Origin of the sequence: Mycolicibacterium chlorophenolicum (genome assembly GCF_001044235.1) — a bacterium.
Taxonomy (GTDB): domain Bacteria; phylum Actinomycetota; class Actinomycetes; order Mycobacteriales; family Mycobacteriaceae; genus Mycobacterium; species Mycobacterium chlorophenolicum.
Window position 1 is genome coordinate 1 of the sequence record NZ_JYNL01000044.1, and the last position, 23593, is coordinate 23593.

The following is a 23593-nucleotide window of genomic DNA, read 5'->3' on the forward strand; positions in this document are numbered from 1 at the left end:
CACTCGAGTACCCCGAAGGGCCTTTCCGTTCGACTTGCATGTGTTAAGCACGCCGCCAGCGTTCGTCCTGAGCCAGGATCAAACTCTCCAAACAAAAACAGCCCAACCTGCAAGCAGGCAGACGGAATTCGAATCAGAAAAATCCGATCACAAACAAAAGACACCAAAACTGGCATCCAAAAAACGTTGCGCCCCCAAACGGGAAAATGCGGACACAACAAAAAACAACAAACAAAAACCACCAAACACACTATTGAGTTCTCAAACAACAGCCCCGAACTGACCGCGCACAGATCCCGCGGCGAAAAGCCGCGATCGCTGGTGCGGGCAGATGAGGACTCTCACCGAAGTGAGTGACCCTCAGGGAGTCGGCCGCGCTCTCCGGGCTGGGCCCGTGTCGCAGCGACTCCGATAAGTTACGTCAGGGATAACTCCGAGTCAAATGGCCTGCTAGGGCGTGTCTTTCGAACCATCCCAGCGCGCACCACAAGGGTGCGTTGACTCTCGAAATGCTCAACGAGCCGGCCCCCGGGTTTGTTCCCGAGCCGCGCACAACCCCGTGACCAGCGGGTTCAGCCCGACCCCTCATCCGACGCGCTGAACACCGGCGACGTTCCGCTTGCCGCGACGCAGCACCAGCCACCGGCCGTGGAGGAAGTCCGACGGCTGCGGAACCCACTCGTCTGTGGCGATCTTCACGTTGTTCACCGACACCCCGCCCTCGGCGATGGTCCGCCGGGCGGCGCCCTTACTCGCTACCAGACCGGTGGCGACCAGCAGCTCGGTGATCGAATCCGCAGCGCCCGGAGCGATTTCGGCGACTTCTCCGCTGCTCGCCTCCCGCAGCGCCGCCGCGAGAGTCGGCTCGTCGAGGTCGGCCAACTCGGCGCGGCCGAACAACGCCTGGCTCGCGTGTTCGACCGATGCGGTTGCCTCGTCACCGTGGACGAGGGTCGTCAGTTCGCGGGCCAGCCGCCGTTGAGCCGCGCGTTCGTGCGGTCGCTCGGCGGTGGCCGTCTCGAGTTCGGCGATCTCCTCGGCGGACAGGAAGGTGAACCACCGCAGATAGGGGACGACGTCCGCGTCGGCGGTGTTGATGAAGTACTGGTACCAGGCGTAGGGACTGGTCATCTCGGGGTCCAACCACAGGCTGCCGCCGCCGGTGGACTTCCCGAACTTCTTGCCCTCCGAGTCCGTGACCAGCGGTGTGGTCAGTGCATGCACGCCGGCACCGGTCTTCTGCCGCACCAACCGGACGCCGGCGATGATGTTGCCCCACTGATCGGATCCGCCGATCTGCAAGGTGCATCCGTGCCGCTGGTGCAGTTCGACGTAGTCGTTGGCCTGCAGCAGCATGTAACTGAACTCGGTGTAGGAGATGCCGTCCCCCTCGAGCCTGCGCCGTACGGTGTCGCGGTCGAGCATCACGTTGACCGAGAAGTGCTTCCCGATGTCGCGCAGGAACTCGATGGCCGACATCGGCCCGGTCCAGGACAAATTGTCGGCGATGACGGCACCGGTCTCTGAGGAGTCGAAGTCGACGAAGCGCTCCAGCTGACCGCGGATCCGGTCCGCCCATTCGGCGACCGTGTCGGCGGTGTGCAGCGTGCGTTCGCCGATGTCGCGCGGGTCCCCGATCATGCCGGTCGCGCCGCCGGCCAGGACGATCGGCCGGTGGCCGGCCTGCTGGAAGCGACGCAGCGTGAGCAGCGGGATCAGGTGCCCCGCGTGCAGGCTCGGCGCCGTGGGGTCGAATCCCGAGTACACGGTGACGGGGCCTGCCGCCAGAGCGTCGGCCAGTGCGTCGCGGTCGGTGGACTGGGCGATCAGTCCGCGCCAGTCCAGTTCGTCGAGGATGTTACCGAGGATGTCGCTGCCCACGGCATCGATCTTCCCGTACTAGTCACTGTGGCCCGGAGCGGGTGCCCGCGGGCTGCGCCGGTAGGGCGAGACCTCGGGCAGGCCCGGCACCCAGAAACGCCACGGCCGGTCGGCCGCCTTGCTCACCCCGGTCCGCGGACCGGCCGACGCGCTCCCGGGCGCCCTCGGTGAAAGCTGCACGGGGGCAACGGGATCGAACAGGTCGGTGCCGTTATCGGTCATCTCGATGCCCAGCGCCGCACACAGATTGCCCGGTCCGCGGGCCAGCGCCGACTCCTTGACGTGCTCTCCGCGCCTGGTCCACGCCACATCGGCGCCGTCGTCGATGACCGCGGCGCGCAGCAGCACAGCACCCGCGACGCCGTCGGTGGCGCACACCACGTTCGCGCACACGTGGATGCCGTGACTGCGGTAGGTGTACAGGTGGCCGGCCGGCCCGAACATCACCGTATTGCGTCCGCCCGGCCCGCGGAACGAGTGCGACGCGGCATCGGGCCACGGTCCGTCGGCCGGACCGCCGTACGCCTCCACCTCGACGATCACCGCACTCACCCCGCGGGCCGTCAGTCGCGCGCCCAGCAGCAGGCGGGCGGCGCTGACCGGGTCGACGGCCAGCTGTTCGGCGCTCACGTCAGCGTCCGAACACGTCGTGCAGTGCCTCGGCGACGACCCGGTAGGCGATGTCCTCCTCGGGGTGGACGCCGGGGAAGAAGTAGAACCCGTGTGGCATGCCCTCGGGGAAGTAGTCGACGGTGCGCCCGCCGTCCGCCCGGATCCGGTCGGCGAACGCTCGCGCGGAATCGACGATCGGATCGTGGGTGCCCGCGACGACGACGGTGAGCGGGTAGCCGGCGAGATCACCGTCGATGGGGCTGACCCACGGATGGTCCCACCGTTGCGCGCCGACGTACGCGCCGCGGATGAAGCCGGCGAAGGCCATGTCGTAGACGATGCCGCGCGGGGCCAGCGCGAGGAACGACGGCCACCGTTCGAACTGGAAGTCGGCGAAGGCGCCGAGCATCACCACGCCGTCGGGGACGCGCACCCCCTCGTCGCGGGCCCGCAGCGGGATCGCGGCCGCGAAGTTCGAGCCGGCGGAGTCGCCCGCGACGACCACCTGAGTCGGATCGCCGTCGAGCTCGGCGGCGTGTTCGCTCACCCAGCGGTAGACGTCGAAGGCGTCATCGAGCGGTACCGGGAACATGAACTCGGGCGCGGAGCGGAAGTTGGCCGAGACCACCAGCGCGTCGTGGTGTCGGCGAGCTTGCGTGCGAGGAAGTCGCAGTCCTCCGACGATCCGACGGTGAATCCGCCACCGTGGTAGTAGACGATCACCGGTAGCGGCGTCTCCCCCGACCCGATGGGCCGATAGAGCTGGCACCGCGCGACCCCGTCGCGTACCGGGAGGTAGACCTGGTCGACGGCGACGCCGGGCACGGCTTCGGCGCCGGACGCCGGGACCAGCGCGGGGTCGGGTTGCCGCCCGTCACCGATGTAGCCGGACCGCACCGGCGCGATCATCAGATCGCGCAACGCCACGGGACTGCGGTTGTTGGCGATGACCCGGTACATGGGCATTGCGGGGTCGCCGGGATCGACGTACGACAGGCCGTCGATGGTGACCGGCGCGGTGACGTCGACCGAGCCGGCAGGAACGACCCGCAGCGAATCTCGCACCACGGCGACATCCTAGGACGCTCTTGACACGCTCTCCCCCGCGGCGCACTATTCATCACATGATGAGTTCATCGCTTGATGAATTAGCGGAGATGCGCACCGACGCGGCGATCGAGATCGTCGACCTGCGTGTTCGCCGCGGCGGACGCACCGCACTGGACGGCGTGTCGCTGCGTGTGGCCCGGGGCGCCATCACCGGACTGCTCGGTCCGTCGGGGTGCGGCAAGACCACACTGATGCGCAGCATCGTCGGCACCCAGATCATCGATGCCGGCTCGGTGACGGTGCTCGGCCTGCCCGCGGGCTGCGCCGAGCTGCGGCATCGCGTCGGCTACGTCACCCAGAACCCGACGATCTATCCGGATCTGCGGGTCGTCGACAACGTCCGTTACTTCGCCGCGCTCTACGGCAGTGCGGCGCGGAACGTCGACGACGCGTTGGCGGCCGTCGGTCTCGACGACTTCCGCCGGTCCATGGCCGGCAACCTGTCCGGTGGCCAGCGGACCAGGGTGTCCCTGGCGTGCGCGCTGGTCGCGCAGCCCGAGGTGCTCGTCCTGGACGAGCCGACCGTCGGTCTCGACCCCGTGCTGCGGGCCGACCTGTGGGACCGGTTCGGCGCGCTCGCGCGACGCGGGACGACGCTGCTGATCTCCAGTCACGTGATGGACGAGGCCGACCGCTGCGAGGACCTCCTTCTCATGCGCGACGGCAGGCTCCTGGCCCACACCACACCGACCCGACTCCGAGAGGACACCGCATGTCAGTCATTGGACGAGGCGTTCCTGTCCATCATCCGGCGCGGCACCGCAGCCGCACCGGCCTGAGCGCGGCCGGCCCCCGCGCCTTCGTCGCGACGACGGTGCGCATCCTGCGCCAGCTCGCCGCCGATCACCGCAGCGTCGCGATGATCCTGTTCGTCCCCAGCCTGATCATCGCGCTGATGTACTTCATGTTCGACGACATCCCGACCCGACCGGGCATGCCGTCCCCGTTCGACAACGCCTGCCTGGTCATGCTCGGTGTCTTCCCTCTCATCGTGATGTTCCTGATCACCTCGATCACCATGCAGCGGGAACGCGTCTCCGGGACCCTCGAGCGGATCCTGACCACCCCGCTGCGCCGCCTCGATCTGCTGGCCGCCTACGGCACGGCGTTCTCCATCGCGGCGGCCGCGCAGGCGAGCCTGGCGTGTGTGGTGTCGTTCTGGCTGCTCGGCCTCGACACCGCGGGCAATCCGGCGTGGGTGTTCGTGATCGCGATCATCAACGCCGTGCTCGGCGTCGGGCTCGGCCTGCTGTGCAGCGCGTTCGCCCGCACCGAATTCCAGGCCGTGCAGTTCATGCCGCTGATCATCGCGCCCCAACTCCTGCTGTGCGGCATCATCGTGCCGCGCGAGCAGCTGCCCGACTGGCTCCAGTGGATCAGCAACGCGATGCCGGCCAGTTACGCTCTGGAGGCACTCCGGCAGGTCGGCGCCCACGCCGAGCTGACATCGCTGGCCGTGCGCGACGGGGCGATCGTCGCCGGCTTCGCGGTGGTGGCGCTCGGTCTGGCCGCGGCGACATTGAGACGAAGGACACCGTAGGCGACGTGACGACCGACCAGGACCGCAAACGCCCGGGGCGGCCACCCGGCACCTCGGACACCCGCGACCGCATCCTGGTCGCTGCGCGGGACCTGTTCGCGCGCAACGGCTTCGACAACACTTCGATTCGGGCCATCGGAGCCGCTGCCGACGTGGATCCCGCTCTGGTGCACCACTACTTCGGCACCAAGACGCAGTTGTTCGCCGACGCCATCCACATTCCCATCGATCCGATGACGGTCATCGGGCCGCTGCGCGAGGTCCCGGTCGACCAGATCGGGCACGTGCTGCCGTCGCTGCTGCTGCCGATCTGGGATTCCGAACTCGGCAAGGGCTTCATCGCCACGATGCGCTCGATGCTGGCCGGCAGCGACGTGTCGATGGTGAGATCGTTCCTGCAGGACGTCATCACCGCCGAAGTCGGTGCGCGCGTGGACGATCCGCCGGGCAGCGGCCCCGTCCGGGTGCAGTTCGTCGCGTCTCAGCTGGTCGGGATCGTGATGGCCCGCTACATCCTCGAACTGGAGCCGTTCAAGTCCCTGCCCGTCGACCAGATCGTCGAGACGATCGCGCCGAACCTGCAGCGGTACCTGACCGGTGACCTGCCCGGGCTTGTCTAGGCCTGGCCCGCCGCGCTCACCAGGCGCCGGTGCTCGTCGTCGTCGACGGTGACCGCCTCGTCGACCAGCAGCACCGGGATGTCGTCCTCGATGCGGTACTTGCGGTGCAGCCGCGGGTTGTACAGGCAGTCGTCGACGTAGAGCAGCGGTCCCCGATCCTCGGGACACACCAGCAGCGAGAGCAGGGCTCCGTCGAGCGTCATCCCGTCCGGCCGGGCATCGGGAAGATGTTGTCGTCGGGGTCCTTGATCATCGGGTTCCCCGGACCCCAGCCCGGACCCATCGGCGCCTGCACGATGCCGGGCGTGGCCGGCGGAGCGACCGCGGGCTGCTGGACCTGGTTGGCCGCCTGCATCTTCATCTTCTGCTGGGTGGCGAGCGTCGCCTGCAGTGCCGCGACAAGGGGTCCCTGGTTCGGGCGCTTGTCGAGCGCGTCCGCCAGCGCCATGGTGTTGGCGCGCGAGGGTCGGACGCCCTGCATGCGCAGTGTCATGACCTGGTCGATCAGTTTGGAGACCTGACCGCCACCCGAGCCGGTGTTGTACTGCTCGTTGATCATCATCAGGATCTGGTCGGGCGAGACCGGAGGCTTCTGATCGTCGGTGGACGGTGCGGCGACCGGATCAGCCAGCGCCGCCGGTGCCGACAGCCCCGCCGCGAGACCTCCGACCAGCGCGGCACCTGCCACGGCAGTCGCGGTGGCGCGGCGCCAGTTGCGTGGTGACATCAATCCTCCTAGGAGTCGCCAGCGCGAGCCTAACAGTGCGGCTCACGCCGGGCATCACTACCGATTTCCTGCGATCTCGCTGCGCACGGCAGTGGTCAACCGCTTGTACCGATGGGTATCGGCGTCCAGGTACCAGGCGTTACGGGACGCCTTCGGGATGCCCTCGGCCTGCAACGGGCCTGCCAGCGGACGGTAGGTGGCGGTCAGGGTCATCTCGTTGACCACGTGCACGATGTCGGGGGCGACGCCGACGGGAAGGTCGGCCAGCGCCTCCGACAGATCGGCCGACGGGACGCTGCCGCCCGGCCGCAGGGCCAGCGCGGTGACCGCGAGGGTCTCGGAGCCGGCGGGCACGGCGTAGGTGAGGGCCATGTCCACCGCGCCCAGCTGGCCGACCGCGTCGTTGACCGTGGCCGCGAACACCGGACCGCGGGCGGTGTGGATCACCGCGGCGCGGTTGTCGACGAGCCAGTAGTCGCCGTCCTCGTCCCGTCGGAACAGATACTCGGTGGACACCCAGGTGTCGGCGGGTGCGAACACTCCGCGTTTGACCGATGCCAGGGGGTCGACCGGCCCGCGCGGGTGGGCGAGCAGCACCCCGACCTCGTTGGTCTCGGCGCGGCGGACGAATCCGCGGTCGTCCTCGAGGATCAGGTTGTCCTCGGGATCGTAGGCGGCCAACGCGATCTCGCCGCCGCCCGGCAGCGGTCGGCCCTTGCTGCCCCTCTTCGCGCCGGCGACGTTGGCCAGCACCGCCTGCCCGTCGGTGGTGGCGAAGAACTCCACCACAGTGGCCGGCTCGAAGATCTCGACGACCCTCTTCCACAGCCCCACCGGCATGCCCGAACCGATGAACACGCGCACCGGGTGGCTGCCCGTCAGCGAGAAGGCGGGGTCGTCGATGACCTCCCGCAGCATCGCCCATGTGTAGGACACCACCGTCACGCCGTACTGCCGGATCTCCTGCAGGAAGCGGTCGGGCCGCAGCTCGCGGGACAGCGCGATGCGGGCACCGGCCACCACGGCCCCGCCCAGGCTGACGAGCAGACCCGACTGATGGTGCAGCGGGGTCAGGCAGTACACGGTGTCGTTGCGGCTCAGGTTCGCCGCCGACGCGGTGCCGAACGCCGACAGCGCCCATCGGTAGTTGGTGATCTGGCGCGCGACGAGTTCGCCGCTGATGGTGCTGAACGCGACGAACGCGACGTCCCGCGCCAGGCCGGGGTTCGGCCGGTACCAGCCGGGCAGGTCGACGCGGTCGGGGTCGATCTTCTCCATGTCGACCACGTCGGCGTCTTCGGGCAGATGCAGGTCGCGCGATTCGCCGCCGCCCAGCACCAGCACGCGCATGCTGAGCGTGCGCGCGGCCTCCAGACTGCCGGGGTCGGTGATGATCTCGGTGACCGCGCCCAGCCGCGCCGCCTCGGCGAGGTCGGAGTCCGGGGGCATCAGCACCGCGACGGCGCCCAGCCGCGACAGCGCCGCGATCGCGACGAGCGCGCTGGGCCGGGTCTCCATCAGCAGGCCCACCCGGGCCCCCTGCCGCACGCCGACGTCGATCAGCCCGCGCACGACGTTGTTGATCCGGCGGTCGACCGCCTCGTACGTGTGCACTCGGCCGTCGAACAGCAGCGCCTCACCCTGGGGGGCGTCGCGCGCCTGCTCACTCATGATGCGGCCCAACGAGATCCGGGTGTGATCGTTGACCTGGCCCAGACGCGCGAGCCGAGGTAGCGTGCGGGCGGTCTCGACGGCCAGGGTGCGCGCGGACCTGTTGGCCGACACCAGCGCGCCTGCCGCGGACCTGGCGAAACTGAACGCCATCTCGGTGGCCGCGGTCGCGCCGTGCGCCAGCCGCGATGTCAGGGACACGCCGCTCTCGCTCGGCTCGGCGGGCCGCAGCGGCATCGGCGTGACGCCCTCGGGCATCTGCCCGCCACCGTCGAGCCAGCGCACCCACTGCGCGACGGTCGGCCAGGTCTGGCTGGAGGCCTTCGAACCCACTACCAGACCGAAATGCCCTGCACGGATGAGGAATTCGTAGACATCCGCCTTCGGAGCGGCCCGCTTGATGCCGCGCACCGATGCCGGCTGTCCGATGTCGTCGACCTCGCCGATGACCGCGAGCACCGGGCAGTCGATGTCGGAGAGCGTCACCAGATCGCCGTGGACGGAGAAGCCACCGGTCATCATCCGGTTGTGGGCGACGAACTGTTTGAGCAGTTCGGAGATCGCCGGGCCCGACCACGCGATCCAGCCCTCGGACGCCAGGAACCGGCGCTGCTGCTCGCGTGGCAGCAACGCCTCCCGGTCGTGCAGCTGGCGCAGGAACTCCAGCCGCGACTGGGCGGTCTTGATCGGGTCGAGCATCTGGAAACCGGTGCGCGCCATCCAGCCCGGGATGTCGATCCGGTTGAAGACGTGGTCGGCCATGAAGTCGGCCGCGACCGGGGCCAGGCTCGCGGGCAGGTTCATCGGCAGCGCGGCGAGCGTGTCCACCGGCGACCCGAACGCGATGATGCTGGCGAGATCCTTCGACCGCCGGTACGCCGCGGACTGGTAGGCGAACATGCCGCCCTGCGAGTACCCGGCCAGGTGCACGTCCCGTCCCGTCACCGCCTTGACGGTGTCGACCGCCTCGCTGAGCGCGACGACGTGGTCGGCGAGGTTGCGCTGCATGCCGCCCTCGACCTTGTCGGGCGAGCCGAAGTCGATGACCCACGGGTCGACGCCGGCGCGGTGCAGGATGCCGACCGCGCCGTCCTGACGGGTGACGTCCCACATGTCGGCCGACATCATCATCGGGTGCACCATCAGCACGGGCGGACCCGCCGGCTTGGCGCCGGGCCGGGTGTCGGGCGGGAAGTAGCGACGCAGCCGGTACATCGGAACGCTCTCGATGATCTGGAACGGCGACGGCACCGAGCCGGTTTCCAGCCCGCCGTAGCGCAGCACCTCGAGACCGTTCTGAGCCGTGGCGACCAGCCGGCCCACCGGTCTGGTTATCGCCGACAGATCCACCAACGCGCGCTCCCCTATCGCTGACCCCGCATCGCCTCGTCCCCCGACTGCAGAGGTCATCATGGCACAGGACCCGCCTATCATCGGCGGCTGATGGCAAACCTGATCAACCTGGAAAAGGCGACCGTGGGCTACGGCACCCGCACGTTGCTCGACGGCGTCAGCCTCGGCGTCGCCGACGGCGACGCGATCGGCGTGGTGGGCCGCAACGGCGACGGCAAGACCACCCTGCTGAAGGTGCTGACCGGTACGCAGGCGCCGGATTCCGGACGTGCCACCCACACGTCCGGCCTCTCGGTGGGATATCTGCGGCAGTCCGACGACTTCACGCCCAGCGAAACGGTGCGGGACGTGATCGTCGGCGGCCGGCCCGACCACATCTGGGCCGCCGAGCCCGACACCCGCGCGGTGGTCGAGCATCTGCTCGCCGGGGTTCACCTCGATGCCGCAGCGGCGGCGCTGTCCGGTGGCGAGCGGCGCCGTGTCGCGCTGGCCGAGGTGCTGCTGGGCGGCCACGACGTGCTCGTGCTCGACGAACCCACCAACCACCTCGACGTGGAGGTGATCGGCTGGCTGGCCGGGCATCTGAGCGCACGTCCGGCGCGGGCGCTGGTGGTGGTCAGCCATGACCGGTGGTTCCTCGACGCCGTGTGCACCAGCACCTGGGAGGTGCACGACGGTGTCATCGACGCGTACGAGGGCGGCTACGCGGCGTTCGTGCTGGCGCGTGCAGAGAGGATGCGGACGGCCGCGGGCACCGAGGCGCGGCGGAGAAACCTGATGCGCAAAGAACTCGCATGGCTGCGGCGCGGCCCGCCGGCCAGGACGTCGAAGCCGAAGTTCCGCATCCAGGCGGCCAACGAGCTGATCGCCAACGAGCCGCCGCCGCGCGATTCGTTGATGCTGCAGCGGTTTGCCACGTCCCGGCTCGGCAAGGACGTCTTCGATCTGCACCGCGTCACGCTCACCGTGGGTGATCCGCCGCGCACCCTGCTCGACCGGATCGACTGGTCGATCGGTCCGGGCGCGCGCATAGGACTGGTCGGCGTCAACGGCACCGGGAAGACGTCGGTGCTGCGGCTGCTGGCCGGTGAGATGTCACCGACCTCGGGCAGGGTCAAGCGGGGCGTGACGCTGCGGATCGGTTACCTGAGTCAGGCGCTGGCCGAACTCGACGGATCCGCCCGCGTGCTGGATGCCGTCGAGAACCGGCGTCGGGTCACCGAACTGGCCGAGGGTCGGGAAGTCACCGCCGACACGCTGCTGAAGGACTTCGGATTCACCGGGGACAAACTGACCACCCGGCTCAGTGAGCTCTCCGGGGGGGAACGCCGGCGGCTGCAGTTCCTGCGGCTGCTGCTCGACGAACCGAACGTGCTGCTGCTCGACGAGCCGACCAACGATCTCGACATCGAGACCCTGACGGTCATCGAGGACTATCTCGACGGCTGGCCCGGCACGCTGATCGTCGTGACGCACGACCGCTACTTCCTCGAACGCGTCAGCGACGTCACGTACGCGCTGACCGGCGGCGGGCGTTGCGAGCTGTTGCCCGGCGGTATCGAGCAGTATCTGGCGGGCCGCGCCGCAGCAGCGCCGCCGGAACCGGCCCGGGCTGAAGCCAAGAGCGCTGAGTCCTCGGCGGCCAGGGATCGCCGCACGGGCAAGGAGATGGCGCGCATCGAGAACCAGCTCGCCAAACTCGACGACCGCATCGCCGCTCTGCACGAGTCGATGGCCGACGCCGCCGCCGACCATGTGCGCGCCGGCGAGCTCAACGCCGAGCTCGGAGAACTGCTGTCCCGCAAGCAGTCCCTGGAGGAGGACTGGCTGACGCTGGCCGAGGATGCCGGATGACCTACCTCCGGCAGCTCGGCGGGCTGTACCTGCGGTACTGGCCGCAGCTGGCCGCCTGCTATCTGCTGGGACTGCTCGGGCGTCGCGGCGCGATCGAACTGGCGGCCTGGGCCGGTCACGACAACGACCTGTGGGCGTCGCTGATCATGCCGCTGGCCGGTCTGGCCCGGCTCGGATCGTACGTCGCGATGTTCCTGGTGCTGCGGCACGGCGTGCCCACCCTGGCCGCGCTGCCGCGTCGCCCGCTGCGCCGGATCGACCTGTTCGCGACGGTGATCGTGCCGTTCTTCGCGATCTATCTGGCCTGGCAGATGTTCCGCGAGGACTGGCTGGCATTCGAGTCGCGGGCCCTGGACTATCGCATCGGCGAGGCCATGGCGACGCCGGGGGTGACCGAGTTGCATCCCGACTCGCTGCCGGTGGCCCCGAGCACCTGGGTGGTGATCGGGGCGGCGCTGGCGGCGCGGTATGCGCTGAGCTGGTTGGGCGACAAGCTGCCCCGCTGGTTCCTGGCCGTGCGCGTCTACGTCGACGCGCTGTGGGTCTTCCTGGTGCTCACCCTGTCGGTCAACCACGGTGTGACGATCCTCCTCAACCCCGCGGGCTGGCTGGCGCAACGGCGGATCGTCGTGTGGTTCAACGACTCCCGCGAAGCGCTGTTCGCCCATGCGCGGCCTCTGGAAGCCGCGTGGGACGCCGTGATGTGGGCGCTGGGCACGGTGTTCGGCGGTGCGGCGGTGCCCTTGATCTGGCTGGCCGTGGCGGGCATCGTCTACGGCGTGACCGCGGGCGCGGACTGGCGTGCCAGCGCCCGCCAGCTCGCCCGGGAGCGGGCCGCCGCGCTGCCGGCGCGGCACGCCGAGCGCAGCAGGCGGGTGCAGGCCGGGTGGAAGCGTCTGCCGGGCAAGGTCCGTCGGGAACTCGGCGACTACGCCGGGTCCCAACTCGGCAAGTTCACGCCGATCGCCGACTCGGCGCGACTGCTCCTGCACGGTGGCGTGCTCGCGCTGTCGCTGTACGTGCTCGGCTACCTCGTGCTGGCATGGCTCGACATGTCGGGCAGTTTCTACCGCGCACAGCTCGGGTCCGGCGCCTTGTTCCGCGGGATGGCCTGGGTATTGGGACCGCACCCGCAGACGTTCTGGGACGGCGTGTACGACGCGCTCACGCTGGCGTCCCACCTGATCGTCGAGCCGATGAGGATCTGTCTGATCGCCGTCACGCTCGGCTACTGCCTGCAGCGGCTGCCCGCCGCGGCTACAACTCCAGCCGAACCAGGATCGCCGACGCCGACCCGGTGATGTCGAGCGCCGTCGGAACGGCGTCACCGGGGATCAGGAAGATCCATTGCTGGGGGCCGGGCGTCGCGCAGTCGGATCCGGCGCCGTCGGCGGCGCGGACGCCGTACGTGGGCGGCGATTCGCCCCGCCAGCGTCGCTGCCCGTCGGTCAGGACCCCCATGCACCACTGCCCCGGCTGCCCGGGTCCGGTCCGCTCGACGGTCACCGTCATCATCACCGCGCCGCCCGGCAACGGCCGCGTCCCGGGACCGACGGCACTGCCCAGGTGCCGGACGGCCGAGATCGACCAGGTCTGCCCGGCGACCGTCGCCTCGCCGCCCACGGGGACGACATGCCGCGGGTGCACGGTGTCACGGTAGGACAGCCATGCCGGCCCCAGGTCGGTGACGGTGGCCACCGTCAGCGCCGCGGCGACGATGCCGCCGGCGATGGCATTGCGCTGCCAGAGGCGCAGCGGACGGCGGATCACACCGCCGCCTCGACCGGTGCGACGGTCAGCGGGCCGTCGGCCGCAGGCCCGTCGGGCTCGGGGATGGACACCACCAGCCGGGAATCGAGCCTGCCGTCGCCCGCCCAGACCCGCAGTGTCAGCGGAGCGCGGCGCTCGAGCAGGTCGGGCGCGACGTCGAAGATCCAGGACCCGCGCTGGCCGATGCCTGGCACGAGTTCACGGCCGAGCCCTGTCAGGATGAACCGGTCGGAGGGTGCGTAGGTGTTGGGGCCGACCAGGAGTTCGGCCCGCGGTTGGGCGAAGCTGGTCCTGGCCGCGATGCGGGCGTCGACGACGACCCACGTGCCGACCGCCGGGACAACGGGCCGGCGAGGCACGCGCACCGAGGAAGCGGTCCGTGCGCCCGTCACCGTCAGGTCCAGGTCGCGACCGCTGACCTGCTCGCCCGCGTCACCCGTGACGTCGAACGGCCCCTCGACCTCCATCAGGTCGGGCAGTTGGTGCCACATCCACGAGCCGGCCGCGACGACGACGATCGTGAGCAGGACAGAGAGCACCCCGCGACGTCGGCCGGCGGTCATGCCGGACCTCGCACGGGGACGACGACCTGCCCGTACTCGGTGCGGCTGTCGACCCACTTTTCGCCGTAGGTGACCATGCCTTGCGTGAACTGCTTGCGCCACACCCGCAGTGTCACCGAATCCCCCTCGGACACAGCACCTTCGGGGATCTGCCAGATGAACCCGAGCTGCTGCTGGAGGCCGGGACCCAACGTGATCACCCAGGTGCCGTCGGCCAGGTCCACCGCGGCGACGAACTCGCTGCCGGGTTGATCGCGCAGGTCCAGTTCGCGGGCGAGCGACCACGGGATGGTCCCGTCGTTGCGAATCGTGGCGACGACACCGAGATAGCGGCGCCCCGGCACCGACGGAGCCACCAGCCGGGCGCCGGCCCGTAGCTCGGGGACCACCCGCGCGCGGTCGACGGTCACCGTGAAGCCGCCGTCGTCGAACTCCTCACCGGGTGCGAACGCCGTCACGGCGGGGTCCACCGTGTCCAGGCCGCCGAAGAGTCCGGTGACCGCCAGGATCACGACCAGGCCGGCCTGCCACCAGTGCCGCACCCGCCGCTCCGCGAGCCAGTGCCGCACGCGGGCGCGCAGACCCCCCTGCCGGCCGTCCATATCGCTGGATGTTAGCGGGGCCCCTCGCGGAGTCGCGCCCTGAGCGAGTCCGCGGTCTCCCGCACCGCGCCGAGCTGCCGGGCCACCTGGACCGGTGCGGTGCCCCCGCGCGCGTCCCGGGAGTTCACCGAGCCCTCCACGGTGAGCACCTCGCGGACCTGAGGGCCGAGCTCGGGGTGGATGGCAGCCAGTTCGGCGTCCTCCAAATCCTCGAGACCCACTCCCCGAGCCTCGGCGGCCCGTACCGCCGCACCCGCGGCCTCGTGGGCGATCCGGAACGGAACACCACGGCGCACCAGCCATTCGGCGACGTCGGTGGCCAGGGTGTAGCCCAGCGGGGCCAGCGCGGCCATCCGATCCTCGTCGAAACTCAGCGTGCCGACCAGACCCGCCATCGCCGGCAGCAGCAGCTCGAGTTGCGCGACCGAGTCGAAGACGGGCTCCTTGTCCTCCTGCAGGTCGCGGTTGTACGCCAGCGGCTGGGCCTTCAGCGTGGCCAACAGACCGGTGAGGTTGCCGATCAACCGGCCCGCCTTGCCGCGGGCGAGCTCGGCGATGTCGGGATTCTTCTTCTGCGGCATGATCGAGCTTCCGGTCGACCACGCGTCGTGCAGCCGCACGTAACCGAATTCGGTGGTGCTCCACAGGATGATGTCCTCGGCCAGCCGGGACAGGTCGACCCCGATCAGCCCGAAGACGAACGCCGCCTCGGCGGCGAAGTCGCGCGCGGCGGTCGCGTCGATCGAATTGTCCGCCGCGGCCGTGAAACCCAGCTCCTCGGCGATCGCGTCCGGGTCCAGGCCCAGCGACGACCCGGCCAGTGCGCCCGAGCCGTAGGGCGACACCGCGGCGCGCCTGTCGACGTCGGTGAGCCGGTCCACGTCGCGCAGCAGCGGATGCGCATGGGCCAGCAGGTGGTGCGCCAGCAGGACCGGCTGGGCCGACTGCAGATGCGTCTTGCCGGGCATGATCGCGGTGGGGTGGGCGGCGGCCTGCGTCGCCAGCGCCGCCACCACCTCGAGGACGCCGTCGGCGACCCGGCGGATCGCGTCGCGCAGCCACAGCCGAAACAGGGTGGCCACCTGATCGTTTCGCGATCGGCCGGCCCGCAACCGGCCCCCGAGGTCGGCACCGACCCGGTCGATCAGCCCACGCTCGAGCGCCCCGTGCACGTCCTCGTCGGTGACGATCGGACCGAAGCTGCCGTCGGCGACGTCGGCGCCGAGACTGTCCAGACCCGCCAGCAGCCCGTCACGTTGCTCCTCGGTGAGCAGTCCGGCGCGGTGCAGCACCCGCACGTGCGCCTTCGAGGCGACGACGTCATACGGCGCGAGCACCCAGTCGAAGTGCGTCGACTTGCTCAGTGCGGCCAGCGCATCCGAGGGGCCGTCGGCGAACCGGCCGCCCCACAGCGAACCCTCGTTGGTGCTCACTTGATGCCGAGGTCCCGGCGGGCCGACAGGCTCGACGACAACCCGTGCACGTGCACGAAGCCCTTGGCGGAGGACTGGTCGAACGTGTCGCCCTCGTCGTAGGTGGCGAGGTTGAAGTCGTAGAGAGATTCCTGGCTGCGCCTGCCGTTGACCGCGATGTGACCGCCGTGCAGCACGAGCCTGATCTCGCCGGTCACGTGCTGCTGGGTCTGGGCGACGAACGCTTCCAGCGCCGTCTTCAGCGGCGAGTACCAGAGGCCGTCGTAGACCAGTTCGCCCCACTTCTGGTCGGTGCCGCGCTTGAACCGACCGAGTTCGCGCTCCAGCGTGACGTGCTCGAGTTCGGTGTGGGCGGTGATGAGCACCATCGCGCCGGGTGCCTCGTAGATCTCGCGGCTCTTGATGCCGACGAGGCGGTCCTCGACGACGTCGAGCCGGCCGACGCCCTGTGCGCCCGCGCGGGCGTTGAGCTGCTCGATGGCCTGCAGGACGGTCACCGGTTGGCCGTCGATGCTCACCGGCACGCCCTTGTCGAAGCCGACGATCACCTCGTCGGGGCTGCTCCAGTTGACCGTGGGGTCCTCGGTGTAGTCGTACACGTCCTTGGTGGGGGCGTTCCAGAGGTGTTCCAGGAAGCCGGTTTCCACCGCGCGTCCCCACACGTTCTGGTCGATGGAGAACGGTGAGCGCTTGGTGACGTTGATCGGGATGGCGTTCTCCTCGGCGAACGCGATCGCCTTCTCGCGGGTCCAGGCGTAGTCGCGCACCGGGGCGAGCACCTCGAGATCGGGTGCCAGCGAGGCGAATCCGACCTCGAAGCGAACCTGGTCGTTGCCCTTGCCGGTGCAGCCGTGCGCGACGATGCCGCCACCGTGCTCGCGGGCCGCGTCGACGAGGTGTTTGACGATCAGCGGCCGGCTCAGCGCGGACACCAGCGGGTAGCGGTCCATGTAGAGGGCGTTGGACTGGATCGCGGGCAGGCAGTACTGCTCGGCGAACTCGTCGCGCGCGTCGACGACGACGGCCTCGACGGCGCCGCAGTCCAGTGCGCGCTGGCGCACCACCTCCATGTCCTCGCCACCCTGCCCGAGGTCGATCGCCACGGCGACCACTTCGCGACCGGTCTCCTTGCCGATCCAGCTGATCGCCACCGAGGTGTCCAGACCGCCGGAGTACGCGAGGATGACGCGCTCGGACATAGATAACTCCTTACTCGTGGGGGTGTTTCAGGCTTTGGCGAGGTTCTCGACGGCGGCGGCGAGCTCGGCGCCGGTCATCGGTTCGCGGGCGATGACGAAGATCGTGTCGTCGCCGGCGATGGTGCCGACGACGTACGGCAGCGCCGCCCTGTCGATGGCACTCGCCAGGTAGTGGGCGGCGCCGGGGGGCGTGCGCAGCACCGCGAGGTTGGCGCTGGCGTCGGTCGACACCAGGAGGTCGCCGAGCAGACGCGACACGCGTTCGGTGCCGCCGGTGACGCCGCGCACCGGGCTGCCGTCCTCGGGGACGACGTAGACGCCGACACCTCCGTCGGCGCCGCGCAGTTTGACCGCGCCGAGCTCCTCGAGATCGCGCGACAGCGTGGCCTGCGTGACGTCGATGCCCTCACCGGCCAGGAGCGCGGCGAGCTCGGTCTGGCTGTGCACCGACTGCGCGGACAGCAGCGCGACGATCCGCGCCTGCCGGCCCGCGCGCGTCGTCGCGGCAGTCATGAGTGCTCCAGCAGCCACACCAGCAGCGCCTTCTGTGCGTGCAGCCGGTTCTCGGCCTCGTCCCACACCGCGCTGCGCGGACCGTCGATCACCTCGTCGGTGATCTCGTGCCCGCGGTGGGCCGGAAGGCAGTGCAGCACAACGGCTTCGGAGTCCGCCCGGGCCAACAGTGCCGAGTTCAGCTGGAACGGCCGGAACGGCCGCACCCGATCCAGGCCGTCGTTCTCCTGCCCCATCGAGGTCCAGGTGTCGGTGACCAGGACATCGGCACCGTCGGCGGCCGCATCCGGGTCGTCGGTCAGTCGCACCGTCGCCCCGGTCTGGTGACCCCGCGTCTCGGCAGCCGCGACGAACATCGGATGCGGTTCGAACCCGCGGGGCGCGGCGATGGTGACGTGCACCCCGGCGGTGACCCCGCCCAGCATCAGCGAGTGCGCCATGTTGTTGGCACCGTCGCCGAAGTAGCTCAGCCGCAACCCTGTCAGGTCGCCTTTCCACTCGGCGAGGGTCTGCAGGTCAGCGAGCACCTGGCACGGGTGGAACTCGTCGGAGAGCGCGTTGACGATCGGGACGGAGGCGCCGCTCGCCATCGCGGTGAGCCGCTCCTGAGCGAAGGTGCGCCACACGATCGCGTCGACGTAGCGGGACAGCACCGCGCCGGTGTCCTCGAGCGTCTCCTCGCGGCCGAGCTGCGTGCTGCGCCCGTCGACGACCACCGCGTGGCCGCCCAGCTGGGCGATGCCCATCTCGAACGAGAACCGGGTTCTGGTGGAGTTCTTCTCGAAGATCACCGCGACGCCGCGCGGGCCCTCCAGCGGTCGCCGGGCGAAGGGGGTGCGCTTCAGTTCGGCGGCGAGCGCCAGCACCTCGGCCTGCTCCTCGGGGCTGAGGTCGTCGTCGCGCAGGAAGTGCCGCGTCATGAGCGGGCCGCCGTGTCGAGGATGGCCGGCAGCGCGCCGACGAAGGCCTGCACCTGCTCGTCGGTGATCACCAGCGGCGGAGCCAACCGGACGATGTCCGGGGCGGCGGCGTTGACGAGGAAGCCGGCGTCGCGCGCGGCGACCTCGACCGGCTTCGCGGCCTCGGCGGTGAGCACGATGCCGCGCAGCAGGCCGCGGCCGCGGACGTGGTCGACGAGGGGGTGGCCCAGCGCCTCGATCCCGTGGCTGAGCGTCTTGCCCAGCACGTCGGCGCGTTCGATCAGGCCGTCGTCGGCGAGCACCTGCAGCACCGCCAGCGCCGCCGCGGTGCACACCGGGTTCCCGCCGAAGGTGCTGCCGTGCAGGCCCGGAGTGAGCAGATCGGCCGCCTCCCCGATCGCCAGACACGCGCCGATGGGCAACCCGCCGCCGAGGCCCTTGGCGAGGGTGACGATGTCGGGGGTGATGCCGTCGTGCTGATGGGCGTAGAAGGCTCCGGTGCGGCCGACACCCGTCTGCACCTCGTCGAGGACGAGCAGGGCGCCGTGCTGTGCGGTGATCTCCCGCGCGGCGACCAGGTAGCCGGCGGGCGGGACGACGACGCCACCCTCCCCCATGATCGGTTCGAGGAACACCGCGGCGGTCTCGTCGTCGACGGCGGCGCGCAGCGCCTCGGTGTCCCCGTAGGGCACGTGGGTGACGTGGCCGGGCAACGGTTCGAAGGGGGCCTGTTTGGCGGGTTGGCCGGTCAGCGCCAGCGATCCCATCGTGCGGCCGTGGAAAGCGTTCTGCGCGGCAACGAGTTTCGTGCGGCCGGTCAACCGGGTGATCTTGAACGCGACCTCGTTGGCCTCGGTGCCGGAGTTGCAGAAGAACACCCGGGCCGGCGCACCGAGGTGGCCGACGAGGGCTTCGGCCAGCGCGACGCCGGGTTCGGTGGCGTACAGGTTCGAGGTGTGCCCGAGCGTGCTCATCTGACGGTGCACCGCCTCGATCACCGCGGGGTGGCGATGGCCCAGCACGTTGACCGCGATGCCGCCCAGCAGGTCGACGTAGGACTTCCCGTCGACGTCGGTGACCACCGCACCGTCACCGCCGGCCAGCGCCAGTGGCGGGGTGCCGTAGTTGTTCATCATGACCGCCGACCAGCGGTCCAGCAGCGTGCCGCTCATGAGGGCACCACCTTGGTCCCGGCGCCCTCGTCGGTGAACAGCTCGGCCAGCACGCAGTGCTCGACGCGGCCGTCGATCACGTGCGCGCTCGGCACTCCGCCGTTGATCGCCCGCAGGCAGGCCTCGATCTTGGGCACCATGCCCTCCTCCAGCGTGGGAAGCAGTTGTGTCAAAGCGCCCGAGTCGATCTCGCTGACCAGGGAGCCTCGGTCGGGCCAGTTGGTGTACAGGCCCTCGACATCGGTGAGCATCAGCAGCTTCTCGGCACCGAGCGCTTCGGCCAACGCGGCCGCGGCGGTGTCGGCGTTGATGTTGTACACCAGGCCCTCGATGTCCGGCGCGATCGTGGAGACCACGGGGATGCGGCCCGCGCCGATCAGGTCGCGCACGGCGTCGGTGTTGACCCGTTCCACGTCGCCGACCAGACCGATGTCGGTGGCCACCCCGTCGACCAGCACGGTGCGGCGTACGGCCGTGAACAGGTGCGCGTCCTCGCCGGTGATGCCCACCGCGTACGGACCGTGGGCGTTGATCAGGTTCACCAGTTCGCGACCCACCTGACCGAACAGCACCATCCGGGCGATGTCGAGCACCTCGGGGGTCGTCACGCGGAAACCGCCCTTGAAGTCACCGGCGATGCCGAGTTTGGCGAGCATCGCGCTGATCTGGGGACCGCCGCCGTGCACCACGACCGGATGGATGCCGCAGTTGCGCAGGAACACCATGTCGGCCGCGAACGCCGCCTTGAGGGTGTCGTCGGTCATCGCGTTGCCGCCGTACTTGACCACGACGATCTTGCCGTGCAACCTCTTCAGCCAGGGCAGCGCACCGGCGAGCACCTGCGCCTTCAGCGGCGTCGCGACACTCATGAGCTGTAGGCCGAGTTCTCTTCGACGTACGCGTGCGACAGGTCGGTGGTGCGGATCGACGCCGACGCCGAGCCGACGCCGAGGTCGACGGTGACCGCGATGTCGTCACCGGACAGGTCCACCTCCCGGGCTCCCGGTGCGCCGACGCTGTCGACGCACACCGGGAAACCGTTGAACGAGACGGTGATCCGCCCGGCGTCCAGCGGCACCGGCGCCATCCCGACGGCGGCGAGCACGCGACCCCAATTGGCGTCCGAACCGAACAGCGCGGTCTTGACCAGACTGTCGCGGGCGATCACCCGGGCGGCGGTGACCGCGTCGTCCTCGCTCGCGGCGCCGGTCACGGTCACGGTGATCCGCTTGGTGACACCCTCGGCGTCGGCCTGCAACTGGGCACACAGGTCGTCGCACACCGCGAGCACCGCCGCGTCGAGATCGTCCTGGCTGGGCGTGATCTCGCTCGCGCCCGACGACAACAGCAGCACGGTGTCGTTGGTGGAGCAGCTGCCGTCGACGTCGAGCCGGTCGAACGTCGTCGACGCCGCGCGGCGCAGCGCGCGCTCCAATGCCGCCGAGTCCGCGACGGCATCGGTGGTGATCACACACAGCATGGTGGCCAGCGATGGCGCCAGCATGCCCGCGCCCTTGGCCATCCCGCCGAGCGTCCAGCGGTTGAGATGATGCAGCGCAACCTGTTTGGGCACGGTGTCGGTGGTCATGATGGCGCGCGCCGCCTCCTCGCCCCCGGTCAGCCCACCGGCCATCTCCCGCACGATGTCACCGACACCGGCGAGCACCTTGTCCATCGGGAGCCGGTCGCCGATCAGCCCGGTCGAGCACACCGCGACCTCGATCGCGCCGGTCTCGGTGCCCCAGTCCGACAGGGCGGTGGCGACGGCCTCGGCGGTGGCGTGGGTGTCCTGGAATCCGAGCGGTCCGGTGCAGGCGTTGGCGCCGCCGGAGTTGAGGATGACCGCGCGCAGCCTGCCGGTGGTCAGCACCTGCTGCGACCACAGCACCGGAGCGGCCTTGACCTTGTTGCGGGTGAACACGCCGGCGGCGGCGTGGTCGGGACCCTCGTTGAACACCAGCGCCAGGTCGAGCGCCCCGGAGGCCTTGATACCGGCCGGGATTCCCGTCGCGCGGAAGCCCGCGGGCGCGGTCACCCCCTGGGTGCGCAGCAGCCGGATCTGGTCGGACAGCTCGGTCACGGCGCCACCCCCACGGTCGTCAATCCTTCGGTCTCCGCCCATCCCAGCGCGAGGTTCATCGACTGCACCGCCGCGCCCGCGGTGCCCTTCACCAGGTTGTCGATCGCGGCGACCGCGACGAAGGTCTGCGCGTCCTCGTCCACGGCGATCGCCAACTGGGCGGCGTTGCTCCCGATCACGGCACCGGTCTTCGGCAGCTGCCCCTCGGGCAGCAGATAGACGAACGGTTCTGCGTCATAAGCCTTTTCGTAGGCCGCGCGCAGCTCGGACACCGACGCCCCGGTGCGCGCCGTGCAGGTGGCGAGGATCCCACGCGACGTCGGGATCAGCACCGGGGTGAACGACACGGTGACATCGCCCTCGGCCACCGCTGCCAGGCCCTGCGCGATCTCCGGGGTGTGCCGGTGCTTTCCGCCGATGTTGTAGGCGCGGGCCGAGCCGATGACCTCGGCGCCCAGCAGGTCGACCTTGGCCGCCCGGCCCGCCCCGGATGTCCCGCTGACCGCGACGACGGTGACGGCCGGCTCGATCAGGCCGGACGCCACCGCGGGCCACAGCGCCAGCAGCGCGGCGGTCGGATAGCAGCCCGGCACGGCGATCCGCGTGGCGCCGCGGAGCCGGTCGCGGGCGCCGGGCAGCTCGGGCAGCCCGTACGGCCAGCTGCCGGCGTGCTCGGAGCCGTAGAACCGCTCCCACGCGGCGGCGTCGGTGAGCCGGAAATCGGCGCCGCAGTCCACGATCACGGTGTCGGGGCCGAGCTGATCGGCCAGCGCCGCGGAATGGCCGTGCGGCAGGGCGAGGAACACGACGTCATGGCCGGCCAGGACGTCGAGCTCGGTCGGTTCGAGCACCCGGTCGGCCAGCGGCAACAGGTGGGGATGATGCTCAGCGAGGGCGGTGCCCGCGCTCGCGGCCGCGGTCAGCGCACCGATGCTCAGCCTGCCCTCGGCCACGGCGGGGTGACCGAGCAGCAATCGCAGGATCTCCCCGCCGGCATACCCACTGGCTCCGGCCACCGCGACGGACGTCATGATCAGATCCTTGCATCATTATGCAGCGACATGCAAATCCATTATGGATGGTCGGCGGTCGCCGGGGGCGGCACCAGCAGCAGCCACACCATGGTGGCCAACGCGATGGACGTCGCCTGCACGCAGACCGCGAACGCGACGTATTCGTGCCACACCGCCGCCACACCGCACCCGATCCGGTTCGCGGCGACCAGCATGGAGAAGGCCAGCAGTTCGGCCAGGCACAGCATCAGCACGGTCAGCACCGGAGCCGCGTACTGCCCGGGCGTGTGCAGCGCCCGGTTGCGACGCAGCACGTTCATCTCCAGGCCCAGGGTGATGAGCAGCAGCGGTATCACCTGGACCATCTGCGCGAAGAAGTCGGTGGCGATCTCGTCGGCGCAGTCCCCGGCGATACTGATCACGTCGAACCACAGCGCGGTCGCGGTCTGCACGACGAGCGTCCCCGTCACCAACGGCACAATCCATCCGTTGGCCGCCGCGCCGGCCCGCGTGCCGGTGGTGTCCAGCGCTCCGACCAGCACCAGCCCCATGGCCACCGCGAAGAACGCCGAGCCGACGAGCTTGACCCCCAGCGACAGCCCCAGGACCGCGGTCACCACGTGCACGGCCACCAGCAGCGCCGCGCCCACCGCCCACCAACTGCGCAGCAGCACCGGCAGGAACTCCCGCCGCCCGAGCGCCGCCGCCGGATCGACGCGGCGCATGATCCGCCATTTCAGGACCGCGGCGGCCAGGACCAGCAGGCAGTCGACCAGAAATACGATGCCGTGGTGGAAGCCCGGTCCGTGCCCGGTCAGCACCGAGACGAACTCGACGACGTCGTCGCTGTAGGTCAGCCCGAGCACCATCAGGAACACAGCCGCCACCGCACTGCGGTTGACGACCGTTTCCGACGTCGTGACCTGCTCGGTCATGGGCGTCATCCTCGCACCGAGGCGA

General features: G+C 70.1%; 24 protein-coding genes and 1 rRNA gene. 5 read left to right on the plus strand and 20 right to left on the minus strand.

The features are described from left to right. From MCHLDSM_RS18365 to MCHLDSM_RS39525, 5 genes are all read right to left on the minus strand, one after another. Positions 1–94, minus strand: a 16S ribosomal RNA gene (locus tag MCHLDSM_RS18365); the annotation flags it as partial. 491 nt (positions 95–585) lie between these two features. Next, the gene (gene tyrS / locus MCHLDSM_RS18370) at positions 586–1881 is read right to left on the minus strand and encodes a tyrosine--tRNA ligase (protein WP_174545956.1); all 1296 of its coding nucleotides are present in this window, start codon (positions 1879–1881) and stop codon (positions 586–588) included. An 18-nt stretch (positions 1882–1899) separates the two neighbouring features. Further along, positions 1900–2511 (minus strand): DNA-3-methyladenine glycosylase, encoded by a 612-nt coding sequence (locus MCHLDSM_RS18375; RefSeq protein WP_048471406.1) that lies wholly within the window; start codon positions 2509–2511, stop codon positions 1900–1902. A gap of 1 nt (position 2512) precedes the next feature. After that, positions 2513–3121, minus strand: coding sequence for an alpha/beta hydrolase fold domain-containing protein (locus MCHLDSM_RS39520; protein ID WP_234714105.1), 609 nt, complete (start codon positions 3119–3121; stop codon positions 2513–2515). Continuing rightward, the gene (locus MCHLDSM_RS39525; protein WP_234714106.1) at positions 3037–3561 is read right to left on the minus strand and encodes an alpha/beta hydrolase; all 525 of its coding nucleotides are present in this window, start codon (positions 3559–3561) and stop codon (positions 3037–3039) included. Before MCHLDSM_RS39525 ends, MCHLDSM_RS39520 begins: the two co-directional genes overlap by 85 nt. A 56-nt stretch (positions 3562–3617) precedes the next feature. Here MCHLDSM_RS39525 and MCHLDSM_RS18385 point away from each other — a divergent pair, with 56 nt between their 5' ends. The 3 genes from MCHLDSM_RS18385 to MCHLDSM_RS18395 are packed head-to-tail and all read left to right on the plus strand — an operon-like array spanning position 3618 to position 5763. Continuing rightward, positions 3618–4382 carry an ABC transporter ATP-binding protein gene (locus tag MCHLDSM_RS18385; RefSeq protein WP_048471407.1) on the plus strand — a complete coding sequence of 255 codons (765 nt, stop codon included), beginning with the start codon at positions 3618–3620 and terminating at the stop codon, positions 4380–4382. Beyond that, positions 4316–5143, plus strand: a complete 828-nt coding sequence (locus MCHLDSM_RS18390; RefSeq protein ID WP_048471408.1) for an ABC transporter permease — start codon at positions 4316–4318, stop codon at positions 5141–5143. Before MCHLDSM_RS18385 ends, MCHLDSM_RS18390 begins: the two co-directional genes overlap by 67 nt. Positions 5144–5148: 5 nt before the next feature. Beyond that, positions 5149–5763 (plus strand): TetR/AcrR family transcriptional regulator, encoded by a 615-nt coding sequence (locus tag MCHLDSM_RS18395; RefSeq protein WP_048471409.1) that lies wholly within the window; start codon positions 5149–5151, stop codon positions 5761–5763. On the opposite strand, the gene MCHLDSM_RS18400 is transcribed toward MCHLDSM_RS18395, so the two are convergent. Genes MCHLDSM_RS18400 through MCHLDSM_RS18410 form a run of 3 tightly spaced genes read right to left on the minus strand, consistent with a single transcriptional unit; the run spans position 5760 to position 9571 of the window. After that, complete coding sequence (locus tag MCHLDSM_RS18400; RefSeq protein ID WP_048471410.1) at positions 5760–5966, minus strand: Trm112 family protein; 207 nt, start codon at positions 5964–5966, stop codon at positions 5760–5762. The two genes, MCHLDSM_RS18395 and MCHLDSM_RS18400, sit on opposite strands and share 4 nt — an antisense overlap. Beyond that, entirely contained in the window at positions 5963–6490 is a 528-nt protein-coding gene (locus tag MCHLDSM_RS18405; RefSeq protein WP_048471411.1) for a hypothetical protein, read from the minus strand. Before MCHLDSM_RS18405 ends, MCHLDSM_RS18400 begins: the two co-directional genes overlap by 4 nt. A 57-nt stretch (positions 6491–6547) precedes the next feature. Next, a complete protein-coding gene (locus tag MCHLDSM_RS18410; protein WP_234714107.1) occupies positions 6548–9571 on the minus strand; it encodes an acyl-CoA synthetase in 3024 nt (1007 codons plus the stop codon). 33 nt (positions 9572–9604) lie between these two features. Here MCHLDSM_RS18410 and MCHLDSM_RS18415 point away from each other — a divergent pair, with 33 nt between their 5' ends. Next, positions 9605–11368 carry an ABC-F family ATP-binding cassette domain-containing protein gene (locus MCHLDSM_RS18415; RefSeq protein ID WP_048471413.1) on the plus strand — a complete coding sequence of 588 codons (1764 nt, stop codon included), beginning with the start codon at positions 9605–9607 and terminating at the stop codon, positions 11366–11368. Further along, positions 11365–12669 (plus strand): hypothetical protein, encoded by a 1305-nt coding sequence (locus MCHLDSM_RS18420; protein WP_048471414.1) that lies wholly within the window; start codon positions 11365–11367, stop codon positions 12667–12669. Before MCHLDSM_RS18415 ends, MCHLDSM_RS18420 begins: the two co-directional genes overlap by 4 nt. Here MCHLDSM_RS18420 and MCHLDSM_RS18425 read toward each other — a convergent pair. Genes MCHLDSM_RS18425 through MCHLDSM_RS18480 form a run of 12 tightly spaced genes read right to left on the minus strand, consistent with a single transcriptional unit; the run spans position 12626 to position 23568 of the window. Next, complete coding sequence (locus tag MCHLDSM_RS18425) at positions 12626–13138, minus strand: hypothetical protein (protein ID WP_048471415.1); 513 nt, start codon at positions 13136–13138, stop codon at positions 12626–12628. The genes MCHLDSM_RS18420 and MCHLDSM_RS18425 overlap by 44 nt on opposite strands. After that, positions 13135–13701, minus strand: coding sequence for a hypothetical protein (locus MCHLDSM_RS18430; protein ID WP_048471416.1), 567 nt, complete (start codon positions 13699–13701; stop codon positions 13135–13137). Before MCHLDSM_RS18430 ends, MCHLDSM_RS18425 begins: the two co-directional genes overlap by 4 nt. Next, a complete protein-coding gene (locus tag MCHLDSM_RS18435; RefSeq protein WP_048471417.1) occupies positions 13698–14303 on the minus strand; it encodes a hypothetical protein in 606 nt (201 codons plus the stop codon). Before MCHLDSM_RS18435 ends, MCHLDSM_RS18430 begins: the two co-directional genes overlap by 4 nt. Before the next feature lie 11 nt (positions 14304–14314). Next, the gene (gene argH / locus MCHLDSM_RS18440) at positions 14315–15736 is read right to left on the minus strand and encodes an argininosuccinate lyase (RefSeq protein WP_048471418.1); all 1422 of its coding nucleotides are present in this window, start codon (positions 15734–15736) and stop codon (positions 14315–14317) included. Continuing rightward, positions 15733–16935, minus strand: coding sequence for an argininosuccinate synthase (locus tag MCHLDSM_RS18445; RefSeq protein ID WP_048471419.1), 1203 nt, complete (start codon positions 16933–16935; stop codon positions 15733–15735). Before MCHLDSM_RS18445 ends, argH begins: the two co-directional genes overlap by 4 nt. Before the next feature lie 27 nt (positions 16936–16962). Then, positions 16963–17448, minus strand: a complete 486-nt coding sequence (locus tag MCHLDSM_RS18450; protein WP_048416179.1) for an arginine repressor — start codon at positions 17446–17448, stop codon at positions 16963–16965. Further along, positions 17445–18368, minus strand: a complete 924-nt coding sequence (gene argF / locus MCHLDSM_RS18455; protein WP_048471420.1) for an ornithine carbamoyltransferase — start codon at positions 18366–18368, stop codon at positions 17445–17447. The genes MCHLDSM_RS18450 and argF overlap by 4 nt, the downstream gene beginning before the upstream one ends. Next, positions 18365–19540, minus strand: coding sequence for an acetylornithine transaminase (locus MCHLDSM_RS18460; protein ID WP_048471421.1), 1176 nt, complete (start codon positions 19538–19540; stop codon positions 18365–18367). Before MCHLDSM_RS18460 ends, argF begins: the two co-directional genes overlap by 4 nt. Further along, positions 19537–20409, minus strand: a complete 873-nt coding sequence (gene argB / locus MCHLDSM_RS18465) for an acetylglutamate kinase (protein WP_048471422.1) — start codon at positions 20407–20409, stop codon at positions 19537–19539. The genes MCHLDSM_RS18460 and argB overlap by 4 nt, the downstream gene beginning before the upstream one ends. Continuing rightward, positions 20406–21662: a bifunctional glutamate N-acetyltransferase/amino-acid acetyltransferase ArgJ gene (gene argJ / locus MCHLDSM_RS18470; RefSeq protein ID WP_407661954.1), complete on the minus strand. Its 1257-nt coding sequence runs from the start codon at positions 21660–21662 to the stop codon at positions 20406–20408. Before argJ ends, argB begins: the two co-directional genes overlap by 4 nt. Beyond that, entirely contained in the window at positions 21617–22651 is a 1035-nt protein-coding gene (gene argC / locus MCHLDSM_RS18475; RefSeq protein WP_048471424.1) for an N-acetyl-gamma-glutamyl-phosphate reductase, read from the minus strand. Before argC ends, argJ begins: the two co-directional genes overlap by 46 nt. 41 nt (positions 22652–22692) lie before the next feature. Next, complete coding sequence (locus MCHLDSM_RS18480; RefSeq protein WP_131722655.1) at positions 22693–23568, minus strand: hypothetical protein; 876 nt, start codon at positions 23566–23568, stop codon at positions 22693–22695. Positions 23569–23593: the final 25 nt, after the last annotated feature.

Bases quoted from the DNA above. Each gene is read 5' to 3' on its own strand.
- MCHLDSM_RS18385 (WP_048471407.1), top strand. From the start codon at position 3,618: ATGATGAGTTCATCGCTTGATGAATTAGCGGAGATGCGCACCGACGCG.
- MCHLDSM_RS18390 (WP_048471408.1), top strand. From the start codon at position 4,316: ATGTCAGTCATTGGACGAGGCGTTCCTGTCCATCATCCGGCGCGGCAC.
- MCHLDSM_RS18400 (WP_048471410.1), bottom strand. From the start codon at position 5,966: ATGACGCTCGACGGAGCCCTGCTCTCGCTGCTGGTGTGTCCCGAGGAT.
- MCHLDSM_RS18405 (WP_048471411.1), bottom strand. From the start codon at position 6,490: ATGTCACCACGCAACTGGCGCCGCGCCACCGCGACTGCCGTGGCAGGT.
- MCHLDSM_RS18410 (WP_234714107.1), bottom strand. From the start codon at position 9,571: ATGACCTCTGCAGTCGGGGGACGAGGCGATGCGGGGTCAGCGATAGGG.
- MCHLDSM_RS18415 (WP_048471413.1), top strand. From the start codon at position 9,605: ATGGCAAACCTGATCAACCTGGAAAAGGCGACCGTGGGCTACGGCACC.
- MCHLDSM_RS18420 (WP_048471414.1), top strand. From the start codon at position 11,365: ATGACCTACCTCCGGCAGCTCGGCGGGCTGTACCTGCGGTACTGGCCG.
- MCHLDSM_RS18430 (WP_048471416.1), bottom strand. From the start codon at position 13,701: ATGACCGCCGGCCGACGTCGCGGGGTGCTCTCTGTCCTGCTCACGATC.
- MCHLDSM_RS18435 (WP_048471417.1), bottom strand. From the start codon at position 14,303: ATGGACGGCCGGCAGGGGGGTCTGCGCGCCCGCGTGCGGCACTGGCTC.
- MCHLDSM_RS18445 (WP_048471419.1), bottom strand. From the start codon at position 16,935: ATGTCCGAGCGCGTCATCCTCGCGTACTCCGGCGGTCTGGACACCTCG.
- MCHLDSM_RS18450 (WP_048416179.1), bottom strand. From the start codon at position 17,448: ATGACTGCCGCGACGACGCGCGCGGGCCGGCAGGCGCGGATCGTCGCG.
- argF (WP_048471420.1), bottom strand. From the start codon at position 18,368: ATGACGCGGCACTTCCTGCGCGACGACGACCTCAGCCCCGAGGAGCAG.
- MCHLDSM_RS18460 (WP_048471421.1), bottom strand. From the start codon at position 19,540: ATGAGCGGCACGCTGCTGGACCGCTGGTCGGCGGTCATGATGAACAAC.
- argB (WP_048471422.1), bottom strand. From the start codon at position 20,409: ATGAGTGTCGCGACGCCGCTGAAGGCGCAGGTGCTCGCCGGTGCGCTG.
- argJ (WP_407661954.1), bottom strand. From the start codon at position 21,662: ATGGGCGGAGACCGAAGGATTGACGACCGTGGGGGTGGCGCCGTGACC.
- argC (WP_048471424.1), bottom strand. From the start codon at position 22,651: ATGACGTCCGTCGCGGTGGCCGGAGCCAGTGGGTATGCCGGCGGGGAG.
- MCHLDSM_RS18480 (WP_131722655.1), bottom strand. From the start codon at position 23,568: ATGACCGAGCAGGTCACGACGTCGGAAACGGTCGTCAACCGCAGTGCG.